The organism is Sorangium sp. So ce887 (assembly GCF_051521455.1).
In the GTDB taxonomy this organism is placed as follows: Bacteria; Myxococcota_A; Polyangia; order Polyangiales; family Polyangiaceae; genus Sorangium.
Genome location: NZ_CP150354.1, coordinates 5,485,749 through 5,506,139, shown reverse-complemented (window position 1 = coordinate 5,506,139; position 20,391 = coordinate 5,485,749). Strand labels below are relative to the sequence as shown.

The following is a 20,391-nucleotide window of genomic DNA, read 5'->3' as shown; positions in this document are numbered from 1 at the left end:
TCGACCGCGCATGCTTCGCCCGATCCGCTGGATGTGGCGCGGTATCGCGCCTCTGCTCGCGGCGGGGCTCGCCCTGGCGCCGGCCGGCGCGGCGCAGGCGTCTCCGGAGGACGTGCTCGGCTTCGGGGCGCGCGCGAGCGCCATGGGCGCGACCGGCGCCGCGGTCGCGGAGGGCTACGAGGCCGTCTACGCGAACCCGGCGCTCCTGTCGCTGTCGCGCGAGCGCCGGCTCACGCTGGGGCTCGCGGGCGCGATCTTCGACCTCCGCGCGGGCGGCCGGCGGCTCTCGTACGCGCCGCTGCGCGGCAGCCTGATCGGCGCCACGGTGCCGATCCCGTTCGGCGGCGCGCTCGCGGACCGCGTGACGATCGGCCTCGGCTTCTTCGCGCCGTTCGACGTGGTCGTCCGCGGGCGGATCCTCCACCCGGAGACGCCGCAGTTCCCGATCGCGGACCGCACCCAGTCGGTCGCGGTGCAGGCGGCGCTCGGCGCGTCGCTCGGGCGCGGCGTCCGGGTGGGCGCCGGCTTCGCCGCGCTGGCGGCGCTGTCCGGCTCGGTGACGGTGGCGACCGACGCGTCCGGCCGCGTGGGCACGCTCGTCGAGGACACGCTCGTCGCGAGCTACGGGCCGATCCTCGGCGCGAGCTACGACATCGGCGCGTACCGCGTCGGGGCCACGTTCCGCGGCGAGCTCGTCGGGCGCTTCAACGTCGTCATCCACGCCGACGATCTCGGGGGGATCGCCGTGCCGCCGCTCCACATCGCGGGGATCGCGCAGTACGATCCGGCGCAAGTCGCGCTCGAGGTGGCGCGCGTGAAGGGCCCCTGGAAGGTGGCGATCGGCGCGACGTACAAGCGCTGGTCGGACTACCCCGGCCCTGTCGAGGCGACGGTGCGCTGCCCGGCGGTCGATCCCGATACGGGCGAGCCGTTCACCGGCTCCTGCACGGCGCCGGCGCCCGCGGACCCGGGGTACTCGGACACGGTCGTGCCGCGCGTCGGCGTGGAGCGCCGCCTCGCGCTGCGGCCGGGGGCCACGGCGCACGCGCGCGGCGGCGCCTACGTGGAGCCGTCGCCCGCGCCCGAGCAGACGGGCGCGTCGAACCTCTACGACAGCGCGCGCGTCGCGCTCTCGCTGGGCTACGGGCTCGCGCTCGCCGCGCCGCTGCCGCGGCTGACGCTGGACCTGTTCGCCGAGGTCCAGCTGCTCCTGCCGCGCGCGCACCAGAAGCGCGGCGAGCAGGCCGCGGGCGGCGGGGACGGCGGCGCCCGCGCGGTGCGCACGCGGGGCGTCCTCGTCGCGGGCGGGACGACGCTCGGGGTGGCGTTCTGATGCGCCGGCTCTCCTGCGCCGCCGCCTCGCTGCTGGCGCTCCTCGCCGCCGGGCGAGCGCGCGCGCACGCGCCCGACGCGTACGGCTTCGGCTCGCGCGGCGCCTCGATGGGCGGCGCGCTCGCGGCCGACGCGACCGATTTCTCGGCGAGCTACTACAACCCGGCGGGCCTCGCCGGCGCGACGGGGCTCGGCCTCTCGATCGGCTACGGTCACGCGTCGAACCGCCTGCGTGTCAACGATCGCGACAGCGGGGTGCGCGACGTCCACGGGCTCTCGGGCGGCCTCGTCGTGCCGGGCGAGGTGCTCGGCGTCCCGTTCGCATTCGGCCTGGCGACGTTCCTGCCGGACGACGGGCTGTCGCGGATCAAGGCGATCCGCCAGGAGACGCCGCGCTGGGAGCTCTACGACGACCGGCTGTCGATCCTGTTCCTCGCCGCGAACATCGCGGTGCGCCCGCTCCCGTTCCTGGAGCTCGGCGGCGGCGTCGCGTTCCTGGCCTCGACGCGGGGCCGCTTCTCGGTGACGGGCCGCGCCGACGCGCTCTCTCCCTACGACTCCGCGCTCCGCCACGAGGTGGACGCCGACCTCACGTCGATCCGCTACCCGCAGCTCGGCGCCCGGGTCCGCGCCGGAGATCTCGGCTTCGTCGGGATCGCCTACCGCGGGGAGGCGAAGCTCCCGCTGTCGATCGACGCGCGGCTGCGAGGGATCGTCGACTTCGCGGGCATCGAGGTGCCGCTCCTGTACGAGCTCGAGTCGCGCACCGTCGACGCGTTCCTGCCGCAGCAGGTCGTCGTGGGGGCGAGCTTCCAGCGGATCGAGGGCCTGCGCGTGAACCTCGACGTCACGTGGGTGAACTGGTCGGCCTACGAGAGCCCGGTGGCGAGGACGAGGGCGCACCTCGAGGCGGCGCCGCCCCCGGACCTGCCGCTCGATCTGCCCGACGATCCGAGGCCCACGTCCGTGGTGCCGCTCCGGTTTGCGGATCGGCTCGTGCCGCGGCTGGGCGTCGAGTACGTGGTCGTCGCGGCGGGGGGCTTGCGCAAGGTGGCCGGGCAGGGCGCGCAGGGGGGAGCGCGCCGCGCGGTCGAGATCCCGCTCCGCGCGGGGTACGTCTACGAGCGCTCGCCGGTCCCGCCGCAGCGGGGCGTGACGAACTACCTCGATGCGGATCGGCACACGATGTCGCTGGGCGCGGGCGCCGTCCTGAATCGCCCGCTGGAGGAGCTGCCGGGGTCGCTCCGGGTCGACCTCCACGGGCAGCTGTCGGTGCTGCCGGAGGTGATCGTGGAGAAGGACAATCCGGCGGATTTCGTGGGCGATTACCGCGCGGGCGGGACGATGGTGAACCTCGGGGCGACGGTGACGGCCGCGTTCTGAGGTGGACCTGCCGCCTGCGTCGACCGGGGATCGCGACGCGCGCTACCCTCCGCCGACATGCATGGGCCTCCTCACCCGCTCGTCCGCCGTTCGACCGCGGTGTCCGCGCTCCTGCTGTCGTGCGCGTCGTTCGCGTCGCTCGCCTCCTGCGCGACGCTGCCGTCGGACGGCGACGAGGGCAGCTTGCCGAGCGCTCTCGCCGGGCCGTTCCGGGAGATCGATCAGGAAGAGCTCGGCAGCTCCAGGGCAGCCCCGTACGCCATGGACGACGACGAGCGCTTCGCGCGCGACGCCTCGGTGGTCGATCTCGACGGCGACCCTTCCACGCTCGCGGCCGCCGGCTTCTTCGCCGCCACGCTCCGCCCCGAGGACGCTTCGCCGGACCCGCTGGCCCCGCCGAACGCGATCGTCCGCCACGACGCCGCGGACGGCCGCTCGTTCGGGCGAGCGCCCGTGACGGTCCTCACGCCGGAGCTGCCCTGGGAAGGCGGCGTGGTGGCGGCCCCTTCGGCGCTCCTCGTGGGCGGCGAGATCTGGCTCTACTACGCGGCGGAAGGCGGCATCGGCCTCGCGCGCAGCGCCGATGGCGCCGCCTTCGCGCGTGCGCCATCGCCCGTGCTCGCGCCGCTCGCGTCCGGCGACGGCGGCTGGGAGCGCGGCGCCGTCCCCGGCAGCCCCGGCGTGGTCCGCCTGCCCGACGGCTCGCTCCGGATGTTCTACGTCGTTACGGGCGACGGCGACGCCTCCTTCGTGGGCGAGGCGCGCAGCGACGACGGCCTCGCCTGGGAGCGCGTCGGCGACGGCCCCGCGCTCGCGCCGGCGCCCCGGCCGGCCGCCGGCGCGCCTGCGGGCGAGGACGAGCCCTTCGACAGCGCCGCCGTCTTCGACCCCGCCCCGGTGCTCGCCGTCTCGGCCACGGGCCGCCCGAGCCTGCGCGTCTACTACGCGGGTCGCGACAGCGCGGGGCGATCCGCGATCGGCCTCGCGGCCCGCTTCGGTCCCGACGGACCGCTCCAGCGCGCGGCGGCGCCGGTGTTCGGCGCGTCGTCCGCGCTCGCGCCGCGCGCGCCCTGCGTGGCCGCCTACCCCGGGTTCTCGCTGCTGTTCGTCACGCAGGCGGCCGGGGCGGGCGACGGCCAGCGCTACCCTGCGGTCGCCGCCGGCGTCGCGCCGGCCGACGCGTCGCTCCCGCCGCCCGGGCCGTGAGCGGGCTCGGGCCGCCGGCCCGCCGCGCCGCCCGTGCCGGCTGCCCGTCGCGCCGCAGTTGACGCCGTGGGCCCCGGCACAACGACCTCCGCGTCGACACCATCGTTCGACGCACGCACGCACGCACGCACGACGTACGACGCAATCGCCAGCGCACCGGCCGATCGAGCCCGTGCTCGACGAGGCCCACGGAGGAATCATGTCCATCGCCAGAGTGGGTGAGCCCGCCCCCGAGTTCACGCTCCCCGTGTTCGATCCCGCCGCCCCGAACCGCAACGATCTCTCGACCTCCCTGTCGGATCACAGCGGCCGGTGGCTCCTGTTCTTCTTCTATCCGATGGACTTCACCTTCGTCTGTCCGACCGAGATCCTCGCGCTGGCCGACCGGCGAGCCGATTTCGATCAGCTCGGCGCGAGCCTCCTCGGCTGCTCGACCGACACGATCTACACCCACCGGGCCTGGGCGATGATGCCCCGCGAGCAGAACGGCATCGCGGGCGTGAACTACCCGATCGCCGCCGACCACTCGGGCGAAGCGGCGCGCAAATACGGCGTCCTCATCGAGGGCATCCACGCGGCGCTGCGCGGGCTTTTCATCATCGATCCCAAGGGCCTGCTCCAGTACGCCGTGATCCACTCGCTCAACATCGGCCGCTCGACCGACGAGACGCTTCGTGTGCTCGCGGCGCTCCAGACCGGCGGCCTGTGCCCGTCCGACTGGAAGCCGGGCAAGGACACGATCGAGATCGCGGCGGAGCGGCGCCGTGCTGCCTAGCGGCGCGTCGATGCCCTCGTTCGAGGGCGCGACGCGCTGGCTGCACGGCGAGCCCACGCCCGCGTCGCTGAAGGGCGCGCCGGCCGTCGTGCAGTTCTGGGCGGTGTCGTGCTCGCTCTGCAAGGACAACCTGCCCACCCTGCGCGCGTGGAAGGAGAAGTACGGGCCCCGCGGCGTCCGCTTCGTCTCGGTCCACATGCCGCGCCAGGAGTCCGACACGCGCGTCGATCAGGTGGAGGCCGTCGTGGAGGAGAGCGGCATGGACGAGCCGGTCGCCATCGACAACGCGCACGCGATCGGCGACCGCTTCCAGACGGGCGGCCTCTGGCCCGCGTACTTCCTGTTCGACGGCGAGGGGAAGCTGAGGGCGCGAACCGCGGGCGCCGCAGGGCTGTCGCACCTGGAGCGCACGCTCGCGCAGCTCACGGCCGGGGAGGGCGGCTGAGCGGTCCGGCCGGACGCGCGACAGCGCGGATGCGCTCACGCGTCGCGCTCCCGGAGCTCGTTGTCGAGGCGCTCGTCGTACTCGTCGCGGAGGGCCGTCGCTGTGGCGCCGCTCGAAGGAGCCGTCTGCGCTGTGCTGCGCCTCCACGAGCGCAGCAGGGCGATGACCCCGAGAAAGGCGACCGCGATGCCCAGCATCAATCCCAGTGCGACCTTGCCGAGGGTGCCTGACGAGGGCGCCGCGCGGATGCGGTCGCCATAACGTGCGACGAGGTCCTGCTCGATGGCGCCGGCCCCCTCGCCCCGGCGGAGGCGCGCGCGGATCTCGCGGCGAAGATCGCGCGTCACCTCCGATTCGTGGACATCGAGCGTCTGATCCCAGCAGCAAGGCGCGAGCAGGCGCCCTGCGAGCGCCCGCTCGCCGGGCGCCGGCGTCGTATCCACGAGCTCGGACGCAGCCTGGCTGGGCGTCGCGGGCTCGGCCTTATCGCTCATCGCCACGAGAGCGACGAAGGCGGCCAGCGCCGCCGCGCGGTGCCAGCGCGCGCCGCACAGCAACCGGAGGCGCCATGGCGAGCTCACCTCGCGCGCCCCATGAGTGGAATGGGCCGGGGCATTCGCGGATCTGCCGTGCTCTCGCTGGATCATGGCGAACGAGCCTAGCGGCGCCGCTCGCCAGGGCGCTGCGACACGATGTCGCGCTCATCGCGACCCGCCCGCGTGCCGCCTGAAGGCCGGGATACCGCTGCATCGCTTGATGAGGTGCGACAGCGTGACGCATTGCCGGCGTGCGCCACGACTCCCTGCCTGCCCGTCCCAGCTCTTCTGCGCAGCGCCCGTATCCGTCGCTCCGGGGGCGTGTGCCTGGACGGGCGGGCCCGGAGGGGCGCCGTGCCTGGGCCGAGCGTCGCGCCGGCGCGCGGGCGGCCGGCGGCTGGCGGCGCCCCCTGGAACGGGTCACAAACCGGCCCATGCCGCTCAGCGAAGCGCTCCTCGCGGATCCGGTCGACGACCTCATCGCGCTCCTGCGCGGCAAGCGGTTCGTGGCGCTGACGGGGGCGGGGTGCAGCACCGAGTCCGGCATTCCGGATTACCGCGGGCCCGAGACGCGGCGCCGCGCGCGCAACCCGATCCAGGGGCGGGAGTTCTCGCGCTCGGCCGAGATCCGGCAGCGCTACTGGGCGCGCGCCGTGATCGGCTGGGAGCGCTTCTCCCGCGCCGAGCCCAACCCTGCGCATCGCGCCCTCGCGCGGCTCGAGCGGGACGGGCTGCTCGAGGGCCTCATCACGCAGAACGTCGACGGCCTCCACCACGCCGCCGGGAGCCGCCGGGTCATCGAGCTGCACGGCACGCTCTCCGAGGTCGCCTGCCTCGCGTGCGGCGCGATGGAGCCGCGCGCCGCCCTCCAGGCGCGGCTGCTCGCGCGGAACCCCGGCTGGCTGCGCCTCGCGGCCGACATCGCCCCCGACGGCGACGCCGATCTCCCTGCCGAGCGCGTGGCCGGCTTCCAGGCGCCCCCCTGCCTGCGCTGCGACGGCCCGCTCAAGCCGCGCGTCGTCTTCTTCGGCGAGAACGTGGCGCGGCCGATCGTCGACGCGGCGTTCGCCCTCGTCGACGCCGCGGACGCGCTGCTCGTCGTGGGCTCGTCGCTGGCGGTCTTTTCGGGTTACCGCTTCGTGCTGCGCGCCGCGCAGCGGGGCATCCCGATCGCCATGGTCAACCTCGGGTCGGCGCGCGGCGAGGAGCTCGGCGCGCTGAAGATCGAGGCCCGGGCGGGCGACGTGCTGCCGCGCCTCGCCGAGGCGCTGGCCGGCGCGTCCTCACCGCGGTGAGGGCGCCGCGCCGGGGTCAGTCGCGCCGGTACATCACGTCGGAGCGGAGCACGTACTTGCACCCCCGCGTCACGGCGGCGCCGCGGTGGAGCCGCCGGTGCTCGAACACGAGGGCCATCCCGCGCTGCGGGGTGATGCTCCGGCCGCCCCAGAAGTCGGTCGTGCCGCCCTCGAAGTCGTCGTTCAGGTAGAGCATCGCGGTGAACAGGCTCCGCTCGCCGTCCGATCGCAGGAACGACCCGTCGCCGTGCCAGTTGAAGTACTCGCCCTCGGTGTACCGGTAGAAGCGGAAGCGCTCGTTCAGCCCGACGGCGCGGTGGTGGCACCAGCTCGGCGGGGTCCACGGCGCGAGCCGCTCCCAGAGGCTCACGGCGAGGGCCGGGTCGTCGAGGAGGATGCGGCCGTTGTTGCGCACCTCGAGGTTCACGACGTCCGTGCCCCCGATCGGCGCCTGCTCGAAGCCTCGGGCCTCGGCGAGGGCGATGAAGCCATCGCACTCCTCGGGCGACAGGAGGTTCGTCACCGTGAAGACGCGGAGGTCGTCCGCGTGGGCGGTCCGCTGGGCGGGTCGTTCGGCGTGGATCGTGCTGCTCATGCGGGAACCCTGCGTCGCGGCGGACCGGATCCGGAAGGGCGGGACCGGGCAGGACCGGGCAGCGCGGTGGACAGGAGGGCAGGGCATCGCCGAACATCGAGGGCTCGCAGCGATGGCACAGGTCCCCAGGGCGGGCCGCGGCGCGGAGCCCGCGGCGCATTTCAACCACGCGCTCCTGCTGCGGGCGCGGCTCGAGCTCGACCTGACGCAGGAGCAGGTCGCCGCGTCGATCGGCGTCGATGTGCGGACCTACCGCCGCTACGAGTCGGGCGCCGTCAACGATCCGCGGCTCGGCTTCTCGGTCCGGAGCCCGTCCCGTCGGCGCATCCTCGAGCGGCTCGGCGCCGAGCTCGGCCTCGCCGAGGCGGACCTGCTCGTCGGCGGGGCGGGGGTCGCGCCGGGGAAGGCGCCGGCGGCAGGAGGAGACGCTGCGGCGAGCGGGGCGGGGGAGGCACCTGCCGGCGCAGCAGAGGCGCCCACCGGCGCCGCAGAGGCACAGGCGCCGGCGATCGCGCCCACGGCGGCGCACGGAGCCGCCCCGGCGTGGCGCCCGCTGCACGCGCACACGCTCCAGCGGGCGCGGCACTTCGTCGGGCGCGGGGAGATCCTCGATCGGCTCGCCGCGTGGGCCGGCGCCTCGCCGCCCTCCCCCCGCGTGATCGCGCTCCTCGGCGTGGGCGGGGCGGGCAAGACCGCGATCGCCGAGCGCTTCCTCCAGGGGCTCGGTGACGCCCCGCGGCCCGGCGGGGTGCTCGTCTGGAGCTTCTACGACGATCCCAGGACCGAGGCGTTCCTCGACCAGGCGGCGGTCTACTTCGCGCCGGGCCCCGGCGCAGCGCCGCGGCCGCCGGCGGCGCCCGGCGAGCAGCTCGCGCGGCTGAAGGAGGCGCTCGGGCAGGGCCCGCCGCACCTGCTCGTGCTCGACGGCCTCGAGACCGTGCAGGCCGAGGGGGGCGCCGGCCGCGCGCACGGCGAGCTCCACGACGCGCTGGTCCGGCGGCTGCTCTGCGCGCTTGCCGCGGGGCTCGGCGGCGCGCGGGCGCTCGTCACGTCGCGCTTCGAGCTCGCGGATCTGGCCGCCTGGGCCGAGGGCGGGCTCTCGACGATCCGGCCCGAGTCGCTCGGCGAGGGCGACGCCGCGTCGCTGATGCGCCGCTGGGGCATCCAGAGCGACGACGACGCCCTCCGCGCGCTGTTCGAGAGCACCGGCGGCCACGCGCTCTCGGTCGCCGTGGTCGGCTCGTACGTCGGCGCGTTCCTCGGCGGCGACGCGGGGCGGCTCTCGGCGGCGCGCGCGGCGCACCTCGCCGAGGCCGAGCGCGACGACGTCCTCGCCCGCCGGCTGAGCTCGGTGCTGTCGGCCTACGCGCGCGCGCTGCCCCCGGGCGAGCGGGACCTGCTCGCGCGCCTCTCGGTGTTCCCGGGCGGCGCGGGCGAGGCGGCGCTGCTCCAGCTGGTCCGGGCCGGCGGCGAGATCGCGGGCGCCATGGCGGGGTGGGGCGCCGCGGAGCTCGCCCGCGGGCTCGCGCGGCTCGAGCGTCTGGGGCTCGTGTTCGCGGCGCGGCAGGGCGAGCTCTGCCACTCGACGCACCCGTTCGTGCGGCAGCACTTCAAGTCGCTGCTCGGCGTGCCGCCGGATCGCATTCACGCCGCCGGGAGCGCCGCGCCGCCGCCGCGCCTCGACGAGGCGCCGCGCCGGGCGCCGCGGGAGCGCCAGGCGGTCGACGCATACGAGGCCATCGTCACCGAGCTGCTCGGCGCCGGGCGCGCGACCGAGGCGTACGAGATCTACGCGCTCGGCCTCGGGGGCTTCGCGCACCTCGGGCTCCAGCTCGGCGACATGGCGCGCGGCGCCCGGCTCCTGCGCGCGTTCGCCGGCGGCGACGACCCCCGCGGCATGCCGGCCTCGCTGCCCGCGCGCGTGCGCGCGTCGCTCGCGTACGACGCGGGCCTCTACGCCGGCGCGCTCGGCGATCTCGCGTTCGCCTGCGCCTGCTACGAGGCGCACAACGAGATCGCCGGGGCGCTCGCCGACCCCGCGCCGCTCGCGACCGGCCTGCGCACGCTCGCGTACACGGAGCGGCTGCGGGGCAACCTGACCGAGGCGCGCCGCCTGCTAGAGCGCGCGTCGGAGATCGCCGGGCGCGTCGAGAGCGCCGTGCGCGCCTCGGACAGCGGCCAGACGGTGCGCATCGTGGCGCTGCTCGCCGCGGTGCTGCACGACCTCGGCGAGGTCGACGCGGCGGGCGAGCGCTTCGCGCTGCTGCGTGCGATGGGCGACGCCCCGGTGGCGCGCCGCGCGCTCTGGGAGGCGGAGCACGCCCTCGCGCTCGGGCGCCGGGACGAGGCGCGCGAGGCCACCGAGCGGAACCTCGCGGCGTGCCGGCGGCGCGGCTGGGAGGGGCACGTGGCGCACGGCCACACGCTGCTCGGCCTCGCGCTGCTGGAGGGCGGCGACGGCGACGTCGCGTCGGCCGAGGCGCACCTCGTCGAGGCGCGCCGCTGGGCCTCGGCGACGGGCGAGGTGGAGGTCGCGCTGCGGTGCCACGAGCTCGCGGCGCGGCTCGCGCTCGCGCGCGGCCGGCTCGACGACGGCGCGCGGCAGGCGCTGGAGGGGCTGCACGTCGCGGAGGCGTGCGGGTTCGGCCCATTCCGCGCGCGGCTCGCGGTGGTCGCCGCGCGGTGCGCGCTGGCCCGCGGCGCGGGGGAGGCGGCGTCTGCGGTGGCGCTCGCCGACGCGGCGGTGGCGTGGGCGGGCGAGGACGCGTGGGCGAGGGCGGACGCGCTGCACTGGGCGGGCGTGGCGGCGGCGCGCGAGGGGGACGTGCCGCGCGGGCGGGAGCTGCTCGCCGGGGCGGCGGCGCTGCGGCGGCGCCTGCGCCATCCCGAGGCGGCGGCGTCGCGGGAGGCGCTGTTGCGGCTCGGGCCGACCCCGGAGAGCGAGGCGCGGTTCAGGTAGGCGGGTCAGGCCGCCGCCGTCGTCCCGCGGCGCTGCAGGCGCTGCAGGATGTCCGTCGTCTCGGCGCTGGCCTTGAGCCCGGCGAGGCGCTTCTCGACGTCGCGCTTCAGCAGGGCCGCCATCACCGGCTCCAGCACCGGCGCGAGGACCCGCGGGCGCGCTGTGAAATTGTAACGGAAGGTGACGCGGGTCCGCCGCGGCGAGAGCGCCTTGAAGAGCCATGCGCCCGAGAACTGGCGGAAGATCCGCGGCCCGTCGACCATGGTGATGGCCACCTGCTCCGGCGGGTTCAGGGTGATGTAACGGGCCTCCATGGACAGCCCGTTCTTCGCCCGCACCCACACCCGCACATCGACGGCGGCCTCGGTCGCGCCGCCGCGGAAGCGCATCTCGCGGAGGAACGGGTCCCACTCGAGCCGGAGATCGTGGTCCTGGGACAGCGCGAAGAGCTCGTCGGGAGCGGCGTCGATCTCGGCGGTGCTCTGGATCGTGGGCATGGCGCTCAGGATAGGGCCGTGGGGATCGCGATGGCGAGCGCGCGCTGCGACGGCCGTTCAGGCGTGCCAGCCACGCAGTCGGATCGCGATCAGCCCAGGGTGCCCGTGAAGTGCTCGTCGACATAATGAAGGAGGCACATGCTCGCCGTCTGGCCCGCCGGCAGGGGATCGCGCCAGTGGGGAGTCTCCGTGCCGCTGTAGAGCACGGCGTCTCCGGCACCGAGGCGAACCGCGTGCACCTCGTCGCCCACTTGCATGAAGAGGGGCCACGCGGAGCTCTCGTCCACGTGCGGATGGGCATCCACGGCGAACGACACGTTCCACCGGTTCTGGGCGCGATCGGTGTGGCGCCAGAGAACGGCCGAAGGACGATATTTGAAGAACCAACAGTACGAAGGCTTCACCGGCGTGGGGACGATGCGGTTGATGAGCTGGGCGAGCTGGTCTTGCAGGAAGAGGCCCGCGAGCTCGCAGTAGATCCCGTCGCGCCCGTCCTTCACCTGCGTCCTGTCCGTCTCGAGGTAACCGGCACGCTCGAGGCCGCGGTAGTGCTTGCGCAGGGCCGCGAGCAGGAGCGGGCTCACGAGGCTGCGCAGCACGACAACTCCGTTCTTCGCGAGGCTCTCGCGCATGGCGGTGATCCGGGCCTCTCGCGCGGCGCCGTCGAACGAGGCGGGCGGGCCCAGGACGTGGGCAAGGGCGAGCCGCGTCCGCGTCGCCGCCGGCAGGCACGCGGGGTCGAGCTCGCCACCGGCGATGCGGCGGAGCATGTGCGCGAGCGGCGTCGACGCCTCGAACGGCTGCCAGATGCCCATGACGGGATGCTGCAACCACACGCGCGCGCCGTCGCGAAGCGGCCCGAGCCCTTGGGGCAGGCCGGCCAGCGGGGCGCGCACGTGGTTGCGAATCGGGTCGTCCGAGAGCGTGCGCGCGCGGAGCGAGGCATCCACGCGAACACGGCCGACGAGCGCGGGCGGGAGCGTGACCTCCGCCTGGACGACGCACGCCGGATTCAGCACGAGATCGGCGCCGTCGCCGTCGCTGCCCGCGCGCGATGCCTCCGGCACGAGGTCGAGGAGCGTCGGGTCGTCCAGGTCGCACGCGAAGGGCGCCGCTTCGCCCGGGTCCGTCTCGTTCGTCACGACGAGGCCCTTCTCGGCGGCGGCCGAGAGCACCGCGAGGGACGCGTCCCCGTCGAGCTCGCCCGGGCCGCTCGATCCCTGCGCGAGGGCGTCGAGCAGCCACCGCACGAGGGCGAGGTCCTTCGGGACGTCGATGCGGAAGCGCGCGTATGGGCGGTTCGCCAGGCGGACACCGCACGTGACGCTCAGGCTCAACGAGCTGTTCAATCGCCATGCAGCGAGCGATGCGCTCGCCGCTCCGTCGTTTCTTTCGTTCATGTCGACTCGCCCAGGGAAGGGGCCGCTCCGCCCGTCGCGCATGCGCTCGGGGCGCCGCTCCGGTCGCGCGCGCTCCGGGCGGCTAATACAACCAGTTGACGACGGTGCACCGCTCACCGTGCGTGATGGGGCGAACCTCGTGCATCACGCGGGGATCGAACGCGACGAGGAGGCCCGCCGTGGGTGAGAGCGAGAGAACGCGCCGCCGGTGGCTCGCTTCCATGGGATCGAGGTCGTGCGCCAAGAACCGGATCGCGCCGCCGCCGAACGTGGTGGGCGAAGGCGCCTCGGTGGCGTCGTTCAGATAGAGCACGAGGCTCACCCTTCGCTCCCGGACGTACGGCGGGTCGTCCGGTGCGTCGTCCCGGTCGCGATGAAATATGAAATGATCGCCGGGCCTGTAGACGAGGAACTTGTGCTCGTAGCGCAGCGCGAGGTCGCGAAAGCCTGTGTGGCGAGCGATGCCGTCGATCGCGCGCTCGAACAGCCTTCGCACGAGCGCTCGGCTCTCCGGAGACACCTCGACCTCGGACGCCTTCCGCGCGGCGACGTCGACGATCTCTCTCGGACCGCTCGCGCCGTACCGTGGATTGAGGACGGAGCCGGGGGCCCCGCTGGCCACGCGCATCTCCGCGCACAACGCAGCGCAGGTCGCCGCGTCCAAGGACGATGGGTGTCGACAAATCGCGCGCTCCGCCGATGCGGTGACAGCTTGCATGATTGACTCCGTGGTCCGCTCCGGGCCGGCGGGCGAAGGGCGCGGACGGGCCGTACGCCTCGCCGCCGGCCGCGACGGGGCCAAAGCCCCGTCGCGACGACGCCTGCGCGATCAGGTCGTGGGGCGGCCGCCACCGATCTTCGGGTACATGTCGGAGACGGCCTGGGCGTACTCCTCGTCGGAGAGGTACTCGACGCCCACAGCGGCGGCGGTCTCGTTGACGTTCTCGCTCTCGGTGCTGAGCTGTTCGTGAATTTCCATGGTGCTCTCTCGATTCGATCCGGGCGATACATCGCCGGTGGCGCGCTGAATGCGGCCCCGACGTGTCGGGGTGCCCGGACACCCCGTCATTTTTGGGCGATGACACGGCGCGGAGGCCCCGCGTGCTCGCCGATGATTTCGAACTGAATGACCTGAATCAGGCGCGCGTCCTCTTTCGTGCTGCCGAACGACTGACCCGTGGAGTGGAACAAGTCCCCGCGGAAGAGCACGAGGCGATTCCATTTCATGGGCACAGTGAACGTCGGCTCCCAATCGCTCGGATCCCGCCCGCCCTTCAGCTCGTTCCAGAAGAAGTCCGAGAGCTGGGCGCCCGTGTGCCCGTGCAGCGCGACGCGCATGTCGAGGCACGACTCCCAGCCGAACCGCTTGTGCCGCCAGAAGTGCGTCCCCGCCCGGGCCTCGCATTGCTCCGGCGGATTCAGGTAGACGATGCCGCCGTCGTAGTCGTCGAAGTGGATGTTCGCGCGGCCGCGATCGTGCGTGCCGGCGGTGTTGATGCGGTAAAATGGAAAGAACTTGATCTTCGAGCCCAGGATCGAGGCGATTCCGCGGGCCGCGGTGAGGTGCGTGCCCTTGAGTGGCTCGGTCTCGATGGCGTCGCGGCCGCCGTAGTTCGCGTCCGCGCGCTTCTCGGGCTCGTACTCGCGTGCGAGGGCGATGCGCCGTTGCTCCCGAGGATCGGCGAAGAAATCGTCGATGACGAGGATGTGCGGCGAGCGGGCTCGACCGCGATACCCAATTCCTCGCCAGAACGGGGCGGCCGAAACCACCTCGGGCTCGGCGGTCTGCACGCCCCAGGCGCGGGCGGGAAACGCGTCGACGGCCGCCTTCGTGCGCGGTGCCGGCGCCCCGTTGGCGTGTGCGTCCGTTTGCGCGACGATGAACTGGGTATTCGTGTTCTCGACGGTCATGGCATTTCCTCTGGCGCGCGCGATCCCCACGAGGCCGCCTGCCGACGCGCCGGTGGCGTTGGCTGCGGCGATCGGCCGGCGGCGATTCGCGGCCGGTGCTGGGGAGCCATATCGAGCTCGAGTCGAGGGAGAGCACGCCGCATGCCACTCCGTGTCCTCCGCGGGATTCGACGCGCCCTCAGCAAACCGTTGCGTGAGAGAGCAAACCGAGGCGCGCAAGACGATGAAGAGCCGGCGGCGAAAGGCCGGCCGCGTGATGCGAGGTCTCGCGGGCTTGTCTTGCGCGATGAGCGCGCTGCGCCCTCTGGCTGTGCGCTCGATGGATCGGCGTTGCCCGGGCTGCGCTGGGCATGCGCCGGGCATTCACGCGCTGAGCGACCGGGAGCTCGCCGCCGGTGCGGTGCGCGCCGGTCCGTTGACGTCTCGCGAGCACCCAGGTAGTCCGCCGTTCATGGCTCACCGATCGGCGTTCGTGTTCGGTTTCACGGCTATTGCGGCGCTCGCGCTGGGCGGCTGCAACCGGGGGTATCAGACGGCAGCCGAGCTCGAGTCGGCGGAGCGCGGGCCGACCCACTGCGCCAGCTCCTGTTACGCGCTCGGGATGCGGATGTCCGCCTTCGTGCTTGTGGACCGCGGCGTGGCGGGCTGCGTGTGCGAGCCGGTTCAGGCGCCGGCCGGCCCTTACGCCGTGCCACCGCCGGCTGGAGCGGCGCCGGCCGCTCAGCCCCAGAGCCGCACGTCCGCCGCGGCCGCGGCGGGCTACGCCGTGATCGAGGCGCATCGGAAGCAGGAGGAGGAGCAGCAGGCGCTGCGGGCCACGCAGCCGAAGTGAGCTGGCGGGGGGCCTGTGTGGAGGCGGCGTGACGACCCGGCCGTCGGAGGAGGCTCGCGTGCAGCGTTGGCTCCTGGAGGAGCCCGCGTGGCATCCTCGGCAGGACCATGAACGAGCCGGCGCGCAAGATTCTCTGGACGTATGCCGAGTATCTCGATCAGGAGCGGGCGAGCCCGACGAAGCACGAGTTCCTGAACGGCGAGATCGTCGCAATGGCCGGCGGAACGCCGGCGCATGCGCGCCTGTGCGTGAGCGTCGGCGCCGAGCTACGTGCGCATCTCCGCGGGCGGCCCTGCGCGGAGGAGCCCACCCTCGCCTAGAACACCAATCATGTAGAAACCCGGAGAATTTTCACAGGGAGGCGGGGAGGCGGGGAGGAAGAAAAAAAAGAATCTCTCCCTCTCGCCGTCTCTCGCTCCCCGCCTCCTCGCCTCCCTGTGAAATTCCTGCTTTTTTTTCGGGGTTTCAACCCGTTTGTCGCTCAAGGGGGCCTCGAGGCACAGATCGTCGCCGCCGTCCTCGCCAGCGCGGCGGCCAGCTACTTCGCCCAGAGCACCGAGAGGTCGAGCTCGATGGCCTCGAAGGGCGCGATGCGCACGCGCGCGGCGTCGCGGTGGACCACCGCGGGCCCCCAGCGACGATCCTCGCCGAGCACGTAGACCTCGAGCGTGTGCTTCATGGGATCGACCAGCCACGCGTACCGCACGCCCTCGCGCGCGTAGATCGGCATCTTCTCGTCGCGGTCGACGTCCTCCGTCGAAGCGCTCAGGACCTCGCAGACCCAGTCCGGGGCGAGGGCAAAGTAGGCCGTGTCGGGCAGCTCCGGCATGCGCTCGACGCGCCAGCCCGAAAGGTCGGGCACGAGCGCGTCGATCTCGCCGGGCGCCTCGGGATCGGGGAAGTGGAGCTCTGGCTCGTCCAGGATGTGCCAGCCGCCAGGTCCGCCCTCGCCCAGATCGAAGGGGCCGGACAGCTTCCCCCCGAGCCTGGACGACGCCCGTGCATGTCGCGGCGCCGGCCGAGGGAACACGTGCAGGGTACCGCGGACGAGCTCCGCCACCTTGTTCGGCGGGACGGCTTCGAGGTCGGCGTACGTGGCGCGGCGCTGCGTTTCGGTGGGCTGACCCATGTGCGTAGCCTGCCCGGGGGCGCGCGGCTGGGCAACGCGGTGAGGAGCGGGCCGGGGCGGCGCGCCGGGGCCGGGCCGCTCATCGGCGCGGGCGGTGTTCATCGGTAACGTGGAGCCGGGGACGCGCGGCGCGGCGTGCGGAACAAGGCGGAGATCCAGCTTCCCTCACACGCCGGGTGGCGCGCCAGCGGAGGACACGTGGATCGCTCCACCACCGCCACCCCGCGCCGGGTGACACTACGTGTGCCCCGCCGTTTACAGATCTGCCTGCGAAATGACACTACGTGACCACCGGTATTCTCAGCGGGCCCTGCGAAATGACACTACGTGTGTCCCGCCGTTTACAGATCTGCCTGCGAAATGACACTATGTGACCACCGACGCACCCGCTTCGGGCTCCCGGCGAGGCGTTGCACCTCCGATCCCCAGCCCACCCCCCGTCGCGCCATCGCGCCATCGCGCCATCGCGTCGAGATCTTGCGCTCCTCAGAGCACACATCCGGCGGCGATGTGGCGCCACAGCCGCGCTTGTCTCGATCTACGTTCTCGAGATGGCCAAAGCCAAGACCAACAAAGAACCCACCGGGAAGGCGCCCAAGGCGGCTCCCACGGCAACAACGACCTACCACGCCTGCTACAAGCGCTATGCCCCGCTGGCCGCGGAGCTTCCCGAGCGGGAGATCGAGGTCTGTCGGGCGGACGTGCGCATCGCCTTTGCCAACGTGAAGCGCGGTGTCCAGGCCGCGTGCGCGGATCCGGCGCGGATCCGGCGAGCGCTGCCGGAGCTGCGGCTCGATGACGTGCTCGCGCTGCCGGACCTCGGCCGGGCCCTTGTCTTCGCCGCCACGCGCGTCACGGCGAAGCCGGCGAGCTCCGGCGAGATCGAGGCGAAGCTGGCCATCGTGACCGAGCTGCGCGAGCCGATGCTCACGCTCGCCGAGACGCTGGCGAAGCGGGGACTCCTGCCGAAGGACGTGGTGGCGGAGATCCGGGCCGGCAGCGGCAAGTACGACCTGGCCAGCGACGGGATGGCGCTGGCCCACCTGTACGAGGAGCACGCGGGCGCGCTCCGCGGAAAGCACCCCTTCACGCAGGAGGAGCTCGACCAGCTGCGGGAGGCGAGCGAGTGGCTGCTCGACACCCTCACCCCCGACGGCGCGCGCCGGCCCGTCGCCAGGCAGCGCAGCGAGGCCGAGAAGATGCGCGACCGGCTCTGGACCCTCCTGGTCCGGCGGTACGCGGATCTGCGCAAGATCGCGTACTACTTCCACGGCGAAGCGTTCGAGGAGGTGACCCCGAAGCTCCAGTCGCGCCTGTCGCGCTCCGCCGCCGCCGACGTGGCCGCGGAGGTCGAGGCCGAGGAGGGCGGCGGCGACGACCCGGGCGTGGACGAGAGCGGCGGCGCCGTCGCGCAGCCGGCCCAGCCCGCCATCGCGCCGTCTCCGTGAGCCGCGGCGCATAGCCCGCCGCGCGGCGGGCTATGCGCGCGCATCGCCGCTGCCCCGCGTGCAGCCACGGCGAACACAAACGGGTCCGGAGAGCCCCCCGTAATTAAGGGGATATGAGCGCATCTCTCTCGCCCCCCGCCGGCACCTCCCGCGAACGCACCTGGAACGCCCTTCATACAGCCGCAGTGGAAGCGCTCCCCGGCGCGTTCCGTCTGATGGGCGTGGCCGAGGCTGACATCGAGGACCTCCTCCAGGAGGTCCTCCTCGCTGCCTACCGGTCCCTCGATCGATTCGACCCCACCTGGTGCCCGCCCCAGGACGATGCCGATCCCGCGGGCCGGGACGCATGGCGCCAGCACCGCAGCGCCGAGGCGCGGTGGGTGTTCGGGATCGCGTGGCGGAAGGTGAGCCATTATCTGGACCGCGCCCATCGCCGCCGCGAGGTGCCGAGCGGCCTGCTCCCGGCGCCGCGCGGCGAGCCCGTCGATCCCGCGCCGCTCAGCGAGCAGCGCGCCGTGGAGCGGGAGCGGCTGGAGCTCGTCATCGACGTGCTCTGGACGCTGGCCCCGGAGCGGCGGCTCCTCCTGGTCCTTCACGAGGCGTACGAGGTGCCGCTCGTCGAGATCGCGCGAGAGCTGGGCATCAACTACAACACGGCGACCAACCGGCTGCGCCTCGCCCGCGAGGACTACCACGCTGCCATCCAGCGGCTGCGCCCGGAGCAGCGAGACGCGCTGCGTGGATGCTGGCTCGGGTTCCCGCTGGCTTCGGCGTTTCTGGTCTACGAGGACGCCGGAGCGATCGCGCCCGCGCCGCCTGAAGCCCCGCCGCCTGAAGCCGCGTCGCCAGCTCCCTTGTCGCCTGAAGCCTCGCCGCCCGCTCTTGCGCCGCCACTGTCGGCTCCGCTTGCGCTCGCGCCACCCGCTCCTGCGCCAGCGGGGCTCGCGGGCGCTCCTGCGCCAGCGGGCCTCGCGGGCCCGCACACCTGGCTGGGTGAGCTGGGACGCGCGGTCGGGTGGAGCGTGGCGGGCGCTGGAGGCACCGTGGCCTTGCTGATCGTGTTCGCGCCGCCGCAACCGCTCTGGGCTGACCATTTCGGCGTGCTCGCGACCGAGCTGCCCCGGGTGCGCCTCTCCCGCGACGTGGAGATGGCGCCGGAGGAGAGGCCGGCGCCGCCGCCCAGCGCGCCGCCGCCCGACGTGACCTCCCGGCGCGATGTGGCGCCGCGTCCAGCGGCGCCGGCACCCGCGCAGGGAGACTCGTTCGCCGAGGAATACCGGGTGCTCGACACGGCGCAGGCGATGCTCTCCGCCGGCGATTCCGCCGGGGCGCTCCGGCAGCTCGCCCTCCATGAGCAGCGGTTCCCGAGCGGCCGTCTGAGGTCCGTGCGCGAGCGGCTCCGGGAGCTCGTGCAGATGCGCCGGACCGGCCCGGCCGGTGGCGCGGCGAGGGAGGAGCCGTCGCGATGAGCCGGCCTCACGAGGAACGGGCGCAGCGCGCGCGGCTCGCGCTCCGTGCCACGGGGCCTCTCCGCCATGCCCGGCGAGCGGCGTTTGCCGGCGCCGCCGTTCTGGGCGCCGCGTGCCCGCTCTCCGCCGGGGAAGCTCACGCCGAGCCGGGGCTGCGCCCGAGCGCCGCGCGCCTCGAGTACGTGCGCGGGCGTGGCGCCGAACACTGCCCTGACGCGTCGTTCCTGCGCGCCGAGGTGGCACGGGTGGCCGGCGCCGACCCGTTCCGGGACGATGCTCCGCTCCTGATCTCGGCCAGGATCGAGCGTCATGGGGCCGAGCTCATGGCCTCGCTGGCGCTGCGCGACGGCCAGGGGGAGATCGGGTGGGCCGACGGGTTCAGCACCAGCAGAGCCTGCGAGGCGCTCGTCGCCGGCATGGGTCTCGCCATCGCAACGCGGCTCCTGAGCATGGCGGCGCGGGTGTCGCGTGAACCTTCGCCGCGTGCGCCTGCGCAGGAAGGTCCGCAGGGTCCGCCCGGGCCTCCGCCGCCTGCGGAGGCTCCGCAGGGTCCGCCGGGGCCTTTTCCGCCCACGCATGCGGCGCGCGCGGCGCCGGAGCCGTCCGACCGGGGCGTGCCGGAGCCGCCTATCGCTTCGGGAGAGGAGGCGACGGCGGATCCTCCCGAGCCGTTGCGGTTCGAGGCGGGGCTCGGGGCGACCGTCGGACTGGGGATCACGCCTGGGGTCGCGGCCGGAACGACCCTGGCCCTCGGCGTGCGCTGGTCCGGCTGGTCGGTCGCCGTGGAGGGGCGGGGGCTCGTCTCGCTCGCGGAGGAGGTAGCCGACATGGACATCAGCACGACGGCCTTCACGGTCGCCACCGTGGCCTGCCGTCGCGGTCACTTCATGTTCGGCTGCGGGCTCGCGACGCTCGGTGCTGTCCGGTTCGTCCCGCAGGATCCGTGGAACATGCATGTACGCAGCAAGACCCTGCTCGGGATAGGGGCGCGGCTTGGCAGCGCATGGCCGCTCTCGGACAGGTGGTCTGTGCACGGCCACGCCGAGGCGATCTGGATCGTGGAAGATGCGCGGCTCCGGCGTCAGAGCGACGGGAGCGAAGCTCCTGCACCCCCCAGCTGGTCCTCCGCCCCGCTCGCGGCAGCGCTCGGGCTGGGTATCACGGCTACCTACTGAGCGA

General features: G+C 73.8%; 20 protein-coding genes. 12 read left to right on the top strand and 8 right to left on the bottom strand.

Features of this window, described 5'->3' with window-relative positions:
* The first annotated feature begins 10 nt into the window (after nt 1-10).
* From WMF36_RS20590 to WMF36_RS20570, 5 genes are all read left to right on the top strand, one after another.
* On the top strand, nt 11-1,333 hold the full coding sequence (locus WMF36_RS20590; protein WP_437581324.1) for an OmpP1/FadL family transporter: 1,323 nt from the start codon (nt 11-13) through the stop codon (nt 1,331-1,333).
* Nucleotides 1,333-2,715 carry an OmpP1/FadL family transporter gene (locus WMF36_RS20585; protein ID WP_437581323.1) on the top strand — a complete coding sequence of 461 codons (1,383 nt, stop codon included), beginning with the start codon at nt 1,333-1,335 and terminating at the stop codon, nt 2,713-2,715. The genes WMF36_RS20590 and WMF36_RS20585 overlap by 1 nt, the downstream gene beginning before the upstream one ends.
* 57 nt (nt 2,716-2,772) lie before the next feature.
* A complete protein-coding gene (locus WMF36_RS20580; RefSeq protein WP_437581322.1) occupies nt 2,773-3,921 on the top strand; it encodes a hypothetical protein in 1,149 nt (382 codons plus the stop codon).
* 199 nt (nt 3,922-4,120) lie between these two features.
* Complete coding sequence (locus tag WMF36_RS20575; RefSeq protein ID WP_437581321.1) at nt 4,121-4,696, top strand: peroxiredoxin; 576 nt, start codon at nt 4,121-4,123, stop codon at nt 4,694-4,696.
* Nucleotides 4,686-5,141: a TlpA family protein disulfide reductase gene (locus WMF36_RS20570; protein WP_437581320.1), complete on the top strand. Its 456-nt coding sequence runs from the start codon at nt 4,686-4,688 to the stop codon at nt 5,139-5,141. The genes WMF36_RS20575 and WMF36_RS20570 overlap by 11 nt, the downstream gene beginning before the upstream one ends.
* 35 nt (nt 5,142-5,176) lie before the next feature.
* On the opposite strand, the gene WMF36_RS20565 is transcribed toward WMF36_RS20570, so the two are convergent.
* On the bottom strand, nt 5,177-5,788 hold the full coding sequence (locus tag WMF36_RS20565) for a cytochrome c-type biogenesis protein (RefSeq protein ID WP_437581319.1): 612 nt from the start codon (nt 5,786-5,788) through the stop codon (nt 5,177-5,179).
* Nucleotides 5,789-6,111: 323 nt separating this feature from the next.
* Between WMF36_RS20565 and WMF36_RS20560 the strand changes: the two genes are divergently transcribed.
* On the top strand, nt 6,112-6,972 hold the full coding sequence (locus WMF36_RS20560; RefSeq protein WP_437581318.1) for an NAD-dependent protein deacetylase: 861 nt from the start codon (nt 6,112-6,114) through the stop codon (nt 6,970-6,972).
* A 16-nt stretch (nt 6,973-6,988) separates the two neighbouring features.
* Here WMF36_RS20560 and WMF36_RS20555 read toward each other — a convergent pair whose 3' ends face one another.
* Nucleotides 6,989-7,567 (bottom strand): prolyl hydroxylase family protein, encoded by a 579-nt coding sequence (locus WMF36_RS20555; RefSeq protein WP_437581317.1) that lies wholly within the window; start codon nt 7,565-7,567, stop codon nt 6,989-6,991.
* 112 nt (nt 7,568-7,679) lie between these two features.
* On the opposite strand from WMF36_RS20555, the gene WMF36_RS20550 reads away from it, so the two are divergent.
* Nucleotides 7,680-10,526, top strand: coding sequence for a helix-turn-helix domain-containing protein (locus tag WMF36_RS20550; protein WP_437581316.1), 2,847 nt, complete (start codon nt 7,680-7,682; stop codon nt 10,524-10,526).
* Between the two features lie 5 nt (nt 10,527-10,531).
* Here the strand turns inward: WMF36_RS20550 and WMF36_RS20545 are convergent, their stop codons facing one another.
* From WMF36_RS20545 to WMF36_RS20525, 5 genes are all read right to left on the bottom strand, one after another.
* Nucleotides 10,532-11,023, bottom strand: a complete 492-nt coding sequence (locus WMF36_RS20545) for a type II toxin-antitoxin system RatA family toxin (protein ID WP_437581315.1) — start codon at nt 11,021-11,023, stop codon at nt 10,532-10,534.
* Between the two features lie 89 nt (nt 11,024-11,112).
* Nucleotides 11,113-12,423, bottom strand: a complete 1,311-nt coding sequence (locus tag WMF36_RS20540; RefSeq protein WP_437581314.1) for a hypothetical protein — start codon at nt 12,421-12,423, stop codon at nt 11,113-11,115.
* An 82-nt stretch (nt 12,424-12,505) separates the two neighbouring features.
* Nucleotides 12,506-13,045 (bottom strand): 2OG-Fe(II) oxygenase, encoded by a 540-nt coding sequence (locus WMF36_RS20535; RefSeq protein WP_437581313.1) that lies wholly within the window; start codon nt 13,043-13,045, stop codon nt 12,506-12,508.
* A 207-nt stretch (nt 13,046-13,252) separates the two neighbouring features.
* Entirely contained in the window at nt 13,253-13,402 is a 150-nt protein-coding gene (locus WMF36_RS20530; RefSeq protein ID WP_437581312.1) for a hypothetical protein, read from the bottom strand.
* Between the two features lie 86 nt (nt 13,403-13,488).
* Nucleotides 13,489-14,364, bottom strand: a complete 876-nt coding sequence (locus WMF36_RS20525) for a DUF6445 family protein (RefSeq protein WP_437581311.1) — start codon at nt 14,362-14,364, stop codon at nt 13,489-13,491.
* A gap of 421 nt (nt 14,365-14,785) precedes the next feature.
* Here WMF36_RS20525 and WMF36_RS20520 point away from each other — a divergent pair, with 421 nt between their 5' ends.
* Nucleotides 14,786-15,166 carry a hypothetical protein gene (locus tag WMF36_RS20520; RefSeq protein WP_437581310.1) on the top strand — a complete coding sequence of 127 codons (381 nt, stop codon included), beginning with the start codon at nt 14,786-14,788 and terminating at the stop codon, nt 15,164-15,166.
* Nucleotides 15,167-15,273: 107 nt separating this feature from the next.
* Nucleotides 15,274-15,486 (top strand): Uma2 family endonuclease, encoded by a 213-nt coding sequence (locus WMF36_RS20515; protein ID WP_437581309.1) that lies wholly within the window; start codon nt 15,274-15,276, stop codon nt 15,484-15,486.
* A 218-nt stretch (nt 15,487-15,704) separates the two neighbouring features.
* Here the strand turns inward: WMF36_RS20515 and WMF36_RS20510 are convergent, their stop codons facing one another.
* The gene (locus WMF36_RS20510; RefSeq protein ID WP_437581308.1) at nt 15,705-16,295 is read right to left on the bottom strand and encodes a Uma2 family endonuclease; all 591 of its coding nucleotides are present in this window, start codon (nt 16,293-16,295) and stop codon (nt 15,705-15,707) included.
* Between the two features lie 551 nt (nt 16,296-16,846).
* Between WMF36_RS20510 and WMF36_RS20505 the strand changes: the two genes are divergently transcribed.
* The 3 genes from WMF36_RS20505 (at nt 16,847) to WMF36_RS20495 (ending at nt 20,387) form a co-directional block, all read left to right on the top strand.
* Complete coding sequence (locus tag WMF36_RS20505; RefSeq protein ID WP_437581307.1) at nt 16,847-17,743, top strand: hypothetical protein; 897 nt, start codon at nt 16,847-16,849, stop codon at nt 17,741-17,743.
* A 113-nt stretch (nt 17,744-17,856) separates the two neighbouring features.
* On the top strand, nt 17,857-19,212 hold the full coding sequence (locus WMF36_RS20500; protein ID WP_437581306.1) for an RNA polymerase sigma factor: 1,356 nt from the start codon (nt 17,857-17,859) through the stop codon (nt 19,210-19,212).
* Nucleotides 19,209-20,387, top strand: coding sequence for a hypothetical protein (locus WMF36_RS20495; RefSeq protein WP_437581305.1), 1,179 nt, complete (start codon nt 19,209-19,211; stop codon nt 20,385-20,387). The genes WMF36_RS20500 and WMF36_RS20495 overlap by 4 nt, the downstream gene beginning before the upstream one ends.
* The last annotated feature ends 4 nt before the right edge of the window (nt 20,388-20,391 follow it).

What these genes read in the sequence shown, in the direction of transcription:
- WMF36_RS20590 (WP_437581324.1), top strand. Translation starts at nt 11, where the DNA reads ATGCTTCGCCCGATCCGCTGGATGTGGCGCGGTATCGCGCCTCTGCTC.
- WMF36_RS20585 (WP_437581323.1), top strand. Translation starts at nt 1,333, where the DNA reads ATGCGCCGGCTCTCCTGCGCCGCCGCCTCGCTGCTGGCGCTCCTCGCC.
- WMF36_RS20580 (WP_437581322.1), top strand. Translation starts at nt 2,773, where the DNA reads ATGCATGGGCCTCCTCACCCGCTCGTCCGCCGTTCGACCGCGGTGTCC.
- WMF36_RS20575 (WP_437581321.1), top strand. Translation starts at nt 4,121, where the DNA reads ATGTCCATCGCCAGAGTGGGTGAGCCCGCCCCCGAGTTCACGCTCCCC.
- WMF36_RS20565 (WP_437581319.1), bottom strand. Translation starts at nt 5,788, where the DNA reads ATGATCCAGCGAGAGCACGGCAGATCCGCGAATGCCCCGGCCCATTCC.
- WMF36_RS20560 (WP_437581318.1), top strand. Translation starts at nt 6,112, where the DNA reads ATGCCGCTCAGCGAAGCGCTCCTCGCGGATCCGGTCGACGACCTCATC.
- WMF36_RS20555 (WP_437581317.1), bottom strand. Translation starts at nt 7,567, where the DNA reads ATGAGCAGCACGATCCACGCCGAACGACCCGCCCAGCGGACCGCCCAC.
- WMF36_RS20550 (WP_437581316.1), top strand. Translation starts at nt 7,680, where the DNA reads ATGGCACAGGTCCCCAGGGCGGGCCGCGGCGCGGAGCCCGCGGCGCAT.
- WMF36_RS20545 (WP_437581315.1), bottom strand. Translation starts at nt 11,023, where the DNA reads ATGCCCACGATCCAGAGCACCGCCGAGATCGACGCCGCTCCCGACGAG.
- WMF36_RS20540 (WP_437581314.1), bottom strand. Translation starts at nt 12,423, where the DNA reads ATGAACGAAAGAAACGACGGAGCGGCGAGCGCATCGCTCGCTGCATGG.
- WMF36_RS20530 (WP_437581312.1), bottom strand. Translation starts at nt 13,402, where the DNA reads ATGGAAATTCACGAACAGCTCAGCACCGAGAGCGAGAACGTCAACGAG.
- WMF36_RS20520 (WP_437581310.1), top strand. Translation starts at nt 14,786, where the DNA reads ATGGCTCACCGATCGGCGTTCGTGTTCGGTTTCACGGCTATTGCGGCG.
- WMF36_RS20515 (WP_437581309.1), top strand. Translation starts at nt 15,274, where the DNA reads ATGAACGAGCCGGCGCGCAAGATTCTCTGGACGTATGCCGAGTATCTC.
- WMF36_RS20510 (WP_437581308.1), bottom strand. Translation starts at nt 16,295, where the DNA reads ATGGGTCAGCCCACCGAAACGCAGCGCCGCGCCACGTACGCCGACCTC.
- WMF36_RS20505 (WP_437581307.1), top strand. Translation starts at nt 16,847, where the DNA reads ATGGCCAAAGCCAAGACCAACAAAGAACCCACCGGGAAGGCGCCCAAG.
- WMF36_RS20500 (WP_437581306.1), top strand. Translation starts at nt 17,857, where the DNA reads ATGAGCGCATCTCTCTCGCCCCCCGCCGGCACCTCCCGCGAACGCACC.
- WMF36_RS20495 (WP_437581305.1), top strand. Translation starts at nt 19,209, where the DNA reads ATGAGCCGGCCTCACGAGGAACGGGCGCAGCGCGCGCGGCTCGCGCTC.